An 11,542-nucleotide genomic window follows, 5' to 3' on the forward strand; every position below is an offset into this window, starting at 1 on the left:
GAACCAACGAACATGTCCGACTCGATCAGCGGAGAGTGAAGCAATGGCAGAAAAGACGGACACGGCCCATCGGATCCTGAGCGAAAAGCTGAACCCTCCTCATTTCAACTACGCGATGAAAATCATCACCGGAGAGGCGGAGCGGGTACGCAAGGGCGTCCATTCGGCGGCGTGGGCTCGCGCTGGCGCATTGCTGCTCAAGGCGCCGGCGGTGTTCACCATCGGCACCGGGCGGAGCGGGCTCGCCCTGCAAATGGCCGCGATGCGTTTCATGCACCTCGGGCTGTCCACCCACGTTGTGGGCGAGACGACCGCCCCGGCGATCGGCCCGGGCGACGTCCTGGTCGCGGCATCCGGTTCAGGGTCCACGTCCCGGGTGGTGCGGGCGGCCGAGGTCGCGCGCGATCAAGGCGCGAATGTGCTGGCACTGACCACCGCAGCCGATTCGGCGCTGGCCAAGACGGCGACCGAAGTGCTCTTGATCCCGGCCGCGGCCAAGCAGGATTTCGACGGGAAAGCCTCCGAGCAGTACGCGGGGAGCATGTTCGAACAGTCCGTCCTGATCCTCACTGACGCGCTGTTCCACACGCTGTGGAAGTCCAGTGACACTCAGGCCCGTGAGCTGTGGCGCCTCCACGCGAATCTGGAATGACCGGCCCCGGGTAAATCATCCGGAGGAGCACATCGATTCGATTCGCACATCGCGAAGAAAGGTGCGGGCGATAGTCCTGAACTGATCACAGGGCTCGCTGGTACGCCGTAAGCGCTCTGACGTAACCGAGGCAACAGATAAGACAAGACAAGGAGCCCTAGATGCAGCGTCAAAGTGAGGGCGCACCTCGAAATCGCACCGATATCCACACTCTGGAGGCGGTGGCTCTGGCCGCCACCCACAGTGCGGCGATGGCCAGCCACGCTTGGGTCGGACGGCACGACAAGGACGCCGCCGATGCCGCGGCGACCGATGCCATCCGTCAGGTATTGGCCGACGCCCCTGGCCGGGGGACGGTCATCATCGGGGAAGGCGAAAAAGACGAGGCCCCAATGCTGTACAACGGCGAAACCCTGGGCAATGGCCTCGGCCCGGATTTCGATATCGCCGTCGATCCTCTCGAGGGCACCAAGTTCTGCGCGAAGAATCTCCCCGGCGCATTGGCCACCATCGCCTTCGCGGAGTCGGGGAGTCTTTGGTCACCCGGCCCCGGGTTCTACATGGACAAGATAGTGGTGCCCCCACAAGCGAAGGACGTTGTCGATCTTACCGACTCCCCCGAGCGCACCCTGCACAAAGTCGCCCAGGCTCTCGGCAAGCCGGTCAGCGAGCTCCGCGTCGTCATCATGGATAAGCCGCGGCATCAGAAACTGATCGCGCGGGTGCTGCAGGCGGGCGCCGCCGTGCACACACCGGCAGAAGGCGACGTCGGTGGGAGCCTTGAGGTTCTCCTGCCCACTGGCAACGCGGACCTGCTTCTCGGAATCGGCGGCACGCCCGAGGGAGTGATGACCGCCGCAGCGGTCCGCGGCCTGGGTGGCGGCATGCTGGGCCGTCTCGCTCCCCAACGTGATGCGGAAGCGGACGCGATCCGTGCAGCGGGCATGGACCTTGACCGCATCTACAGCTGCGACGAGCTCGTAAGCGGCGATGCTTTCTTCGTCGCTACCGGCATCAGTGGGGGATCACTGCTGAGCCAGCCCCGGGAATCCGACGGCACGGTACTCGCGGAATCGCTCCTGATCTCCAGCGGACAGGTGCGCCACATTTCTCATACGACCTTCGGTTCCCTACCCCGGATGGCCGGACTGCCCAGCTGATCCCACGCCCGGCGGCAGGCTGACCCCTAGTGCGGATGACGTTGCGGTGCGGGTGTTTTCGACGCGCCCGGACATTGCACGGCATCCATCCTGCCGACCATGCCATACGCCCATCACGTTTTAGGAGATTCGGTGACATTGCACCTGGAGGACCTCCGCGTTCGCCGCCTCGGTGAGTGCCACTACGACTCACCGTTCTCCGAGATGCTCGCCGCTAAGCAGACTTCCCCACATTACGTTGCGGAGGGCGACCGTGTCCTGCTCGAGGACACGGTCTCCATGCTGGCCAAGCACAACCTCCCCGCCAACCAGCTTCCAAGCTTCGAGGCCGCCGGGCCCCGCCGGAAAATCTACTTCGACCCCGCCCACGTCAGCGCCGGTGTCGTCACCTGCGGAGGGCTATGCCCTGGTCTCAATAACGTCATCCGCGGTTTAGTCCAGGAACTCACCGTGCATTACGGCGTCAAGCGAATCTTGGGCTTCCGCAACGGGTTCCGGGGAATGACCGCCGAAAACCGCAATGACACCATCGAGCTGACGCCCGAGCGCGTCCGCGATATCAACAACGCCGGCGGCACCATCCTGGGGAGTTCACGTGGCGCCCAGGATGCCGACGAAATGGTCGACAGCCTCGTCCTACGAGGCATCAACGTCCTGTTCATCATCGGTGGCGACGGGAGCATGCGCGCCGCGACACGCCTGTCCGCGGCGATCAGGGCACGCGATCTCGATATCGCTGTTATCGGGGTACCCAAGACGATCGACAACGACCTGCCGTTCACCGATCAGTCCTTCGGGTTCCAAAGCGCGTTCGCGCAGGCCACCGAGTTCATATCCTCGGTCTCCGTCGAAGCCGCGGCCAGTCCGGACGGCATCGGGATCGTGAAGCTGATGGGGCGGCACTCCGGGTTCATCGCTTGCTACGCGTCCCTGGCCCTCAACACAGCGGATATCGTTCTGATTCCGGAAGTCCCATTCGTCCTGGAAGGAACAGATGGCCTGCTGGCCCGCGTCGAGCAGCACGTGCGCTCCAAGGGCTACGTGGTGATCGTCGTCGCCGAGGGGGCGGGTCAGGACCTTCTCGCAGAGCGTGGCCTCCTTCAGAGCGACGCCACCGACGCCTCGGGGAACGCCAAGCTCGGTGACATCGGAGCACTGCTCAGGGAGAGCATCACCGCCCACCTGACCGATGCCGGCCTCACCCCCACCGTGCGCTACATCGACCCGAGCTACGCCATCCGCAGCGTCACCGCCAATGCTTATGACAGCGTCTACTGCCTACGCCTGGCCCATGCCGCGGTGCACGCGGCCATGGCAGGGCGTACCGAAACCGCCGTCGTACGCTGGCGACGGCGGTTCGTACACGTGCCCATGCCACTGATCATCAGCTATCGCAACCAGGTCGACCCCGACGGTGACCTGTGGATGTCCGTACTCGAAGCCACCGGCCACCTCTTTCCGCCACGGACACACGGCGGGCTCGACCAGGAGCAGAGCCACGGCGGTCACCGAGGCGTGCGTCGACCGGCGGGCTGGGATGACGGTGTTGCGATCCAGAACGCCGGGCAGCTTGATGTCGATCTCCCTGACATCAACTCGGCAAGGAGCTTCCCCTGATCCCGATTCGGGAAGCAAGTCAGCCTGGAGGCGCTGCCGCACACCCTGCGCGACGGCAGCGCCTCCAGGAAGGCCACCAAAATCTGGAACGCCCCCAACGATACGGAGTTCACGGCCGAGATGGCCCGCATCCTCACGCTGTACGACACCCCACACGATGACGGACGCGCGCTCTGTGTTGACGAACTCGGCCAGTCGAATCTCCTGGCCCGCAAGGGTAAAGTCCCGGTGATCGAGTGCGAGTTCACCGCGCTGGTATTCCACCGGCTGCGGCAAATTCCGCCGCAGTGCATCGAACTATCCACAGTGGAACTGAGACAGTGCACCTGAGAAGCCGCGTAACGAGGCTGAAGGGGTGGCGCACCGTGCTCCCCCGTTACCGTTCTCGCTGCTCTGATCGTCGAGCTCTGGCTGCCAGGTCCGGCATGACTCCCCCAGTTGCTTGCACGATCCAAGAACGCGATGTGGATGCCTACGAGCAGCGAGTAGGCGACTGTGCTCAATCCGCAGGTCCGCCGGTCGTCGGCGTTGACCGGGTGCTTTATGCTGCGCCGTGCGAACTTTCGCTCTTTGCTCAGGGCTCCGTACGCCGACGGCGCCCGCCCGCCGCCTTGGCCGACTTGCTGGTCGACTCACCGCCGGCGTTGCCCGTACTGTCCTCGACCATTTCCTGCACAGCCGGCTTCCCGGACGTGTCCTTTGAGAAGTCGAAGCCGTAGGAGTCGAATTCGCGCACCTCGATCTCGGGCAGCTCACCGAGCTCCTTGTTCAGCTCGCCGAAGATCGGCGTCCCTGGATCGGATGTGGACTTGTTCACCGCTTCGCCTCCCGTTTCACCCTCGAAGCCGTGCCGGGGACGGCTGTGTCCCCGAGTTGATAGCGGCGGATCAGCTCGGCTGGGTTGCCGAGCTGATCCGCTGTCCGGACAGGTCGTCGAGCCAAATCGCGACACCTGTTTTCAAAGGCGCCGGGCGTCAGCTCGACCGGACGGCGCTCAGAGTGCGTCGAGCGGCCTCGGTGACAGCCTCGGCGGTGAACCCGAACTCGGCGAACAGCGTCTTGTAGTCGGCCGAGGCACCGAAGTGCTCTAGCGAGACGATCTCACCCGCGTCCCCGACGAAGCGGTGCCACGGCTGGGCCACGCCCGCCTCCACGGCGACCCTCGCACGCACCGACGAAGGCAGCACCTCGCGGCGGTATGCCTCGTCCTGGGCGTCGAACCACTCCACACACGGCATGGACACCACGCGGGTCGCGACACCGTCGGCCTCCAGGGTCTTGCGGGCCTCGACAGCGAGCTGGACCTCGGAACCGGTGGCGAGGAGGATCACCTCAGGCTTGCCGTTGCCGGCCTCGGCGAGCACGTACCCGCCCTTGGCGACGCCCTCGCTATCGGTGCCCTCCAGCGTCGGTACGCCCTGGCGGGTCAGCGCCAGACCGGACGGGGCGCCGGTGTCCTCCAGCGCGGCCTTCCACGCGGCGGCGGTCTCGTTCGCATCGGCCGGGCGGACCACGTTCAGGCCCGGGATGGCGCGCAGCGAGGAGAGGTGCTCGATCGGCTGGTGGGTCGGTCCGTCCTCGCCCAGGCCGATGGAGTCGTGCGTCCAGACGTAGATCACCGGCTGGCGCATCAGCGCTGCCAGCCGCACGGCCGGGCGCATGTAGTCGCTGAACACCAGGAAGGTGCCGCCGTAGGGGCGGGTGCCGCCGTGCAGCGCGATGCCGTTGAGGATCGCGCCCATCGCGTGCTCGCGGATGCCGAAGTGCAGCGTCCGTCCGTAAGGCTGGGCGCTCCACATACCGGTGGAGATGGCCTTGGGGCCGAACGAGTCCGCGCCCTTCATGGTGGTGTTGTTGCTCTCCGCGAGGTCGGCCGAACCGCCCCACAGCTCGGGAAGCACGTCGGCCAGGGAGGTCAGGACCTCTGCGGAAGCCTTGCGGGTCGCGATGCTCTTTCCGTCGGACTCCCAGCTAGGGAGCTTTTCGGCCCACCCGGTCGGCAGCTCACGGGCCAGCGTCCGGTCCAGCAGTGCTTTGCGCTCCGGGTTGTCGGCCGCCCAAGCGTCGAAGGCGATCTGCCACTTCTCGTGGTCGGCCTTGCCTCGCGCGGCGACTTCGCGGGCGTGGGCCAGGACCCCGGCGTCGACCTGGAACGACTGCCCGGGGTCGAAGCCCAGTACCTTCTTGACCTCCGCCAGTTCCTCGGCGCCGAGCGCGGCGCCGTGAGCCTTGCCTGTGTTCATCTTGGTCGGCGCCGGGTAGCCGATCACCGTGCGCAGCACGATCAGCGTCGGGCGCGAGGTCTCCGCCTTGGCCTCCTCGATCGCCGCCAGCAGGCCGGTCACGTCCTCGCCTCCGTCGACGGTGAGGACGTGCCAGCCGTAGGACTCGTACCGCTTGGCGGTGTCCTCCGACAACGCGATGCGGGTGTCGTCCTCGATGGAGATCTCGTTGGAGTCGTAGATCACCGTGAGGTTGCCCAGCTGCTGCGTGCCGGCCAGCGACGACGCCTCGGAGGTCACACCCTCCTCGATGTCGCCATCGGAGGCGATCACGTAGATGTGGTGGTCGAACAGGCTCTCGCCCGGCGCGGCCTCCGGGTCGAAAAGACCGCGCTCGCGGCGGGAGGCCATCGCCATGCCCACCGCGGTGGCCAGACCCTGGCCCAGCGGGCCTGTCGTGGTCTCCACGCCCGCGGTGTGCCCGTACTCGGGGTGCCCCGGGGTCTTCGAGTCCCAGGTCCGCAACGCCTTGATGTCCTCGAGTTCCAGCCCGTAGCCGGAAAGGAACAGCTGCAGGTACAGCGTCAGGCTCGAATGCCCCGCCGACAGCACGAACCGGTCGCGGCCGATCCATTCCGGGTCGGTGGGGTCGTGCCGCATGACGCGCTGGAACAGCGCATAGGCGGCCGGTGCCAGGCTCATCGCGGTACCCGGGTGCCCGCTGCCGCAGTTCTCCACCGCATCAGCGGCCAGCACCCGGACGGTGTCCACGGCCCGCCGGTCCAGTTCGGTCCAGTCGTCCGGAAGGTGTGGTGTGGTCAAGCGGGCAAGGTTGTCAGGCTCTTCGCTCGCGCGATGGCCGGCGGTGGATTGGTTCGCGATCATAGACGCGCACTCCTGATGCTCTCGGTCGACGATGAATATGCCAGGGCCACCACGATCTGGGGACAACTCAGGCCATCCCAGGCCCGAGAAATCCCCTTTGCGATCCAAGAAAATGACCGCCGAATGCGATCGCGTCGCCACTCTCGATCATTTGCCTGACGGGACAATTCTGGTCACCCTGCCCGGCCTCCTGTAAGTAGGCCACATCCGTGAATGCTCGGGATGGTCATCATCGATCACGCGATGTGCCAGAGCGATCGCCTCTTTCCGATCGCCCTCGTCAAGGGCGGGGTGCCCCCTGGCGATGGCCCCGAAAAAGTTCGCCAGCTCACCTGCCGCGGTCTGAGACAGACTGGCATCACCGCCACGATGCACGTAACGCAACCGCACTATTTCCGCGGCGGACAACAGCAAGGAACGCTCGGCTCCGCGCAAAGCTATTTCGGTATCGGACAGAACACCTGACTCTCGGCTCTCCATGCCACTTCCCTTTTCCACAACGACGACAGCGCGGACGGCCCGATCACGGTGCGGGCACCGGGCGCGCCAGGGCACGGTGAAGCTCGGCCACTGCGGTCCGCTTCCCACCTGAGTGGCCGAGCACAGCCGAGCCGGCGACGAGGAGCTCGGCTCCTGCGTACCAGGCCGCCCGCGCGGTGTCCGTCGAGATTCCTCCGTCCACCTCGATCCGCGCCGGACTCCCGGAATGGTCCACCAACGCGCGAACCTCTGAGACCTTTTCCTCCATCCTGGCGATGTATTTTTGCCCGCCGAATCCAGGGTTGACAGTCATGACCACGATCTGATCGAGCTGATCGAGCACATGGCGAAGGAAGTCGACCGAAGTGGACGGATTAACGGCGACTCCCGCTTCCACTCCGAGGTCACGGATCGTGGAAAGGGTTCGAAGCAGATGCGGACAGGTCTCGGCGTGCACGATAATGGTCTCGCAGCCAGCCGCAGCAAAACGAGCGAGCATCGGATCCGGATCCTGCACCATGAGATGGGCTTCGAATGGCAGATGACTGTGCTGACGGCACACAGCCACAACATCCGGGCCGAACGTCATGTTCGGGACGAAGCGTCCGTCCATGATGTCCCACTGGATGCGGTCGACCCCCGCGTCGGTGAGGCTGGCCACCTCATCGCCGAGACGCGCGTAATCGGCGCCGAGGACAGAGGCCACCAGCTCCGGCTCTTTCAACGACCAGCTCGGTGCGGAGCGCCGTGGTCCTCCGCGCGAAACACTACCCGGCTCATCAACCATCAAGCGCTCCTCCTGATCACTTGTCCGGCTCTCCTGAAAGCCACTCCGCCCGGCGGAGTACGGAAACGTGTTGGGGGCGGCAGAAAATCGATGCAGCCCCCAACACCATGTGCCGAACTCACGTTCGGCTCTATCAGCTGGCGCGACTCTTGAGGGCCTTCGCGGCCGCAGCCGGGTCCTTGGCGTTGTAGATCGCCCCACCGGCTACCGCTACCCTCGCGCCGGCAGCCCGCACCGAGCCGATGGTTTCGACGGTGATACCACCAGCGATCGAGAAGGGGACCCCGGCCTTCTGGCCGTCATCGAGCAGCGCCTGAATCGTGTAGCCGGGCCGGGCCTGCTCGTCGAGCCCAGCGTGGATCTCGACGAACGACACCCCGAACTTCGAGACCTCAAGGATCCGGGACACGCGGTCGTCCACCACGGTGATCATGTCGGCAACGACGTCCTTGCCGTATTTGCGGCCGGCAGCCACGGCCCCCCGCACCGTGTCGTCGTCCGCCGCACCCATCACCGTGACCAGGTCCGCCCCCGCCTCGAAGGCGAGACCCGCCTCCAGCTCACCGGCGTCGGCGGTCTTCAAGTCCGCGAACACGAGCTTGTCCGGGTGCGCGGCCTTGATCGCCGTGATCGCCCTGAGTCCCTCGGACTTGATCAGCGGCGTGCCCAACTCGAGGATGTCCACGGAATCGGCGACCTGACGCGCCAGGGTCAGAGCCTGGTCGAGTTTTACGACGTCCATTGCTACCTGCAGCTGCACAGTATTCTCCTCATCAGTGGTGATCGGTGACGTCCAGGGTTCAGGCGCGGATGAACATTTCAACCGCCCAGAGCTGGCTGACTGCTTCCAGATTCCGGTCAGAATGGCTGGGAAATCACGACGCTGTCCGGTAGATACCCGTCGTTGATTCCTCCATGCTGCCCCTTCCTCGGCTCTGCAGTTTTCAGCCACAGCTAGGACGCATAACAGGTTGTGAGACTGCACGGATCTGCGCGCCCAGGTCAACCTGTGCAGTACGAACGGATGCCGAAAGACGACGGGCGGTTCTTACACGCGTCCAAGCGGCCTCACGTCTGCGCTAGGCCGCGATCATGGTTATGATCCGCAAGAACGCGGGATATTTTTGAGAAGCACAATTGGCAAGGCACTCCGATTGCAGCTGGCTTACGTCCCCGCGGTGTCGCTCAGAGCTCAAGGTCATTCCCCGCGACCCACGAGGGCTTTTTCCCCCAGGATGACAGGCGGTCCGTACGAGGATGTCCTGTTCGTTTCCCCGACCGAACAGGAGCTGGGCTGCCCGGCCCCGGGTGGCCCGTCCACGGAAGTCCGAAAGGAGGTACAGCGGGTCCCGTGGGCACCGGAGCCCTGCGCCCACGGGGCCCGCGCAACCATGGTCGCAGCGAGGCGCAGAAGCATGCCCGCTTGGCCGTGATTCGAAACCGTTCGTGCCCCCGAAACCTCTCTTCGTGCCGCATAGGTTGACCCGGACGTGCAGATCCGTGCAGTCTCAAAACAACCGGTTGCGCATGCTAGTTGTGGATGAAGACCACGGAGTCAAGCCACACCACGAGCCGAACATTCAAAAAATACGCAATGAGCATTCGCCAGTTCATAGAACCGATATTGCCAATCGGTCCAGTGCAGTACGCGAGGAGGCGTAACAACACATGTCAACCTTGACTGAAGTCGCCCACACATTGGTCTCTAATGGACGCGGGATTCTCGCTGCCGATGAGAGCATCGGAACGATGTCGTCGCGACTGGAAAGCGTCGGAGTGGAGCCGACGGAGGAGAACCGGCGCGTTTATCGCGAATTGATCGTCACCACCCCCAAGCTGTCCGATTCGGTCAGCGGAATCATCCTCGCCGACGAGACTCTTCGCCAGAATCTGTCCAATGGGCAGACTTTTCCCGAGGCTCTCGCGGATATCGGGGTTCTCGCTGGCATCAAGGTCGATACCGGAGCCAAGCCGCTGGCGGGGGCCCCGAACGAAAAGGTCACGGAAGGCCTCGACGGGTTGCGCGAACGAGTCGGGGAGTACCGGCGCCTCGGGGCGACCTTCGCCAAGTGGCGCGCGGTATTCACGATCGGCGCCGGCCTGCCCACGAACCGTGCGGTGCGAGCGAACGTGCACGCGCTGGCACGGTACGCCGGTCTCTGCCAGGAAGGCGGGCTGGTGCCCATCGTGGAACCCGAGGTGCTGATGGACGGCGGCCACTCGCTGGCGCAATGCCAGCAGGTGACGAGGGCGGTGCTGCGGTCGTTGTTCGACGAACTCGCTCTGATGCGGGTGGACTTCGACAGCATGATCCTGAAACCCAACATGGTGGTGGCGGGGAAGGACAGCTCGGAGCAGCCCGCCGTAGCAGAGGTCGCCCAGGCCACAGTGGACGCCCTGCGCGATACCGTGCCGCCCACTGTGCCGGGTGTCGCCTTCCTTTCCGGTGGCCAAAGCCCGGAAGTGGCGACGAACCATCTCGGGGCCATGCAGAACCTCGATCAGCTTCCGTGGGAGCTGACCTACTCGTTCGGACGGGCCCTGGTCGGGCCGGCTCTGGACACGTGGCGGGGCAACCACGGCAAGTGGGATGCCGCGCAGAAGGCGCTCTCCGAGCGAGCCGTCGCGAACGCCGCAGCACGCGCCGAGAGCAAAGGCTGATCGGCCGACGTTCCGGCCATGCGCGCCAGCGGCTTGAAATATAAGGAGCACGGCCGGATCGGCAACATAGTCGCCGGTCCGGCCGGTGTCCTAGTCCTTTTAGCCAACGTCCGCCCGAATACTCCGAATAAGGCCTGGTACAGGATCGTCGTCCACTCGAAGCCGGCAAAGCCGATCCGGCTCTGGACGGCGCCGCGAACACCGCAAAGGAGCGGATCGTGACCACATCAGACACAGCTGCAAAAGACCACGCGAGACCCGCGCACCAAGAACCTGAGCCGAGGCCGGGGCCACTGTCCGGTGACCCCGCGACCGTCGGCGTTCCCACGTTCATCGTGGGCTCGATCGCCCTTGGCTTGACTCTCGTCGGCTACGTGCCGTCCGCAGCGGTCGGAGCACCAGTGGCGATCATTCTCGCCGCTACCGGAATCGGCCAGCTCGTCGCCGCGGTCTGGGCAGCCGGGATCGGCCAAAGCGCGGTCGCATCCATTTTCGGCATCTTTACCGGATTCTGGCTCAGCTACGGCATCCTCGTGCTCGGATTGAGCCACGACTGGTTCAGCGTTCCCTCGGACAGCGCCACCACCACCCAGGCCCTATTCCTGATTTCGTGGTCGGTCATCGTGGCGCTCCTAACCCTGGCGACGCTGCGCCTTCCGGCCGCTTACACCTTGCTGTTCGCGCTGATCGATGCTGCCCTCGCTCTCGTCCTGCTTGCGACACTGCAGGGCTCTGCGGAACTGAAAACCGCAGGTGGATACGTAGTCTTCACCTTTGCTGCTCTGGGCTGCTACCTGTTCCTCCATGTGATGTCGCTGTCGACAGGGGGCCGCGGGCTGCCGCTCGGCCGCCCGGTACTGGGCCGGTGACAGTCTGGAAGCGCGAAGGCGGTACAAGACCGCCTCCGCCAATGTGAGGAGGAAGTGGTGCGTATTCCTGGGACAACGTTGCGAATTCTCCGACCTCGTCATACGCCTCATATCCCGACGGAGTTTCCGACCATGCATTCGCCACGTGAGTACGACTATCACGTCAGGCTTGCCGGAGACTTGACGAATCTTGCGCTTGAACAGCGCTG

11 protein-coding genes are annotated in these 11,542 nt (G+C 64.9%); 7 read left to right on the forward strand and 4 right to left on the reverse strand.

Annotation, left to right across the window (positions count from 1 at the left end; translation table 11 throughout):
- Nucleotides 1–43: 43 nt before the first annotated feature.
- From hxlB to E1288_RS40580, 4 genes are all read left to right on the forward strand, one after another.
- Entirely contained in the window at nt 44–652 is a 609-nt protein-coding gene (hxlB, locus tag E1288_RS40565; RefSeq protein ID WP_207954831.1) for a 6-phospho-3-hexuloisomerase, read from the forward strand.
- A 161-nt stretch (nt 653–813) separates the two neighbouring features.
- Nucleotides 814–1,812, forward strand: a complete 999-nt coding sequence (gene glpX / locus E1288_RS40570) for a class II fructose-bisphosphatase (RefSeq protein ID WP_132493982.1) — start codon at nt 814–816, stop codon at nt 1,810–1,812.
- Nucleotides 1,813–1,944: 132 nt separating this feature from the next.
- Complete coding sequence (locus tag E1288_RS40575) at nt 1,945–3,429, forward strand: ATP-dependent 6-phosphofructokinase (RefSeq protein ID WP_132493983.1); 1,485 nt, start codon at nt 1,945–1,947, stop codon at nt 3,427–3,429.
- Nucleotides 3,430–3,549: 120 nt separating this feature from the next.
- A complete protein-coding gene (locus tag E1288_RS40580) occupies nt 3,550–3,759 on the forward strand; it encodes a hypothetical protein (RefSeq protein WP_132493984.1) in 210 nt (69 codons plus the stop codon).
- Between the two features lie 244 nt (nt 3,760–4,003).
- On the opposite strand, the gene E1288_RS40585 is transcribed toward E1288_RS40580, so the two are convergent.
- Together E1288_RS40585 and tkt are read right to left on the reverse strand one after the other, a co-directional pair.
- Nucleotides 4,004–4,246 (reverse strand): hypothetical protein, encoded by a 243-nt coding sequence (locus tag E1288_RS40585; RefSeq protein WP_132493985.1) that lies wholly within the window; start codon nt 4,244–4,246, stop codon nt 4,004–4,006.
- A gap of 157 nt (nt 4,247–4,403) precedes the next feature.
- Nucleotides 4,404–6,536, reverse strand: a complete 2,133-nt coding sequence (gene tkt / locus E1288_RS40590) for a transketolase (protein ID WP_207954832.1) — start codon at nt 6,534–6,536, stop codon at nt 4,404–4,406.
- A 222-nt stretch (nt 6,537–6,758) separates the two neighbouring features.
- Here tkt and E1288_RS47545 point away from each other — a divergent pair, with 222 nt between their 5' ends.
- The gene (locus tag E1288_RS47545) at nt 6,759–7,001 is read left to right on the forward strand and encodes a hypothetical protein (RefSeq protein WP_165968525.1); all 243 of its coding nucleotides are present in this window, start codon (nt 6,759–6,761) and stop codon (nt 6,999–7,001) included.
- Between the two features lie 58 nt (nt 7,002–7,059).
- On the opposite strand, the gene rpe is transcribed toward E1288_RS47545, so the two are convergent.
- Both rpe and hxlA read right to left on the reverse strand, forming a co-directional pair.
- Nucleotides 7,060–7,803 carry a ribulose-phosphate 3-epimerase gene (gene rpe, locus E1288_RS40600; RefSeq protein ID WP_132493987.1) on the reverse strand — a complete coding sequence of 248 codons (744 nt, stop codon included), beginning with the start codon at nt 7,801–7,803 and terminating at the stop codon, nt 7,060–7,062.
- A 133-nt stretch (nt 7,804–7,936) separates the two neighbouring features.
- Nucleotides 7,937–8,563, reverse strand: a complete 627-nt coding sequence (gene hxlA / locus E1288_RS40605) for a 3-hexulose-6-phosphate synthase (protein ID WP_207954833.1) — start codon at nt 8,561–8,563, stop codon at nt 7,937–7,939.
- Nucleotides 8,564–9,471: 908 nt separating this feature from the next.
- On the opposite strand from hxlA, the gene E1288_RS40610 reads away from it, so the two are divergent.
- Nucleotides 9,472–10,464 carry a class I fructose-bisphosphate aldolase gene (locus E1288_RS40610; RefSeq protein WP_132493988.1) on the forward strand — a complete coding sequence of 331 codons (993 nt, stop codon included), beginning with the start codon at nt 9,472–9,474 and terminating at the stop codon, nt 10,462–10,464.
- 218 nt (nt 10,465–10,682) lie between these two features.
- Nucleotides 10,683–11,333: a GPR1/FUN34/YaaH family transporter gene (locus tag E1288_RS40615; protein WP_207954834.1), complete on the forward strand. Its 651-nt coding sequence runs from the start codon at nt 10,683–10,685 to the stop codon at nt 11,331–11,333.
- Nucleotides 11,334–11,542 lie beyond the last annotated feature (209 nt).

The sequence above is a fragment of the Saccharopolyspora elongata genome, assembly GCF_004348985.1.
Classification (GTDB): Bacteria; Actinomycetota; Actinomycetes; order Mycobacteriales; family Pseudonocardiaceae; genus Saccharopolyspora; species Saccharopolyspora elongata.

Bases quoted from the DNA above. Each gene is read 5' to 3' on its own strand.
- hxlB (WP_207954831.1), top strand. From the start codon at position 44: ATGGCAGAAAAGACGGACACGGCCCATCGGATCCTGAGCGAAAAGCTG.
- E1288_RS40610 (WP_132493988.1), top strand. From the start codon at position 9,472: ATGTCAACCTTGACTGAAGTCGCCCACACATTGGTCTCTAATGGACGC.
- E1288_RS47545 (WP_165968525.1), top strand. From the start codon at position 6,759: ATGGTCATCATCGATCACGCGATGTGCCAGAGCGATCGCCTCTTTCCG.
- E1288_RS40580 (WP_132493984.1), top strand. From the start codon at position 3,550: ATGGCCCGCATCCTCACGCTGTACGACACCCCACACGATGACGGACGC.
- tkt (WP_207954832.1), bottom strand. From the start codon at position 6,536: ATGATCGCGAACCAATCCACCGCCGGCCATCGCGCGAGCGAAGAGCCT.
- rpe (WP_132493987.1), bottom strand. From the start codon at position 7,803: ATGGTTGATGAGCCGGGTAGTGTTTCGCGCGGAGGACCACGGCGCTCC.
- glpX (WP_132493982.1), top strand. From the start codon at position 814: ATGCAGCGTCAAAGTGAGGGCGCACCTCGAAATCGCACCGATATCCAC.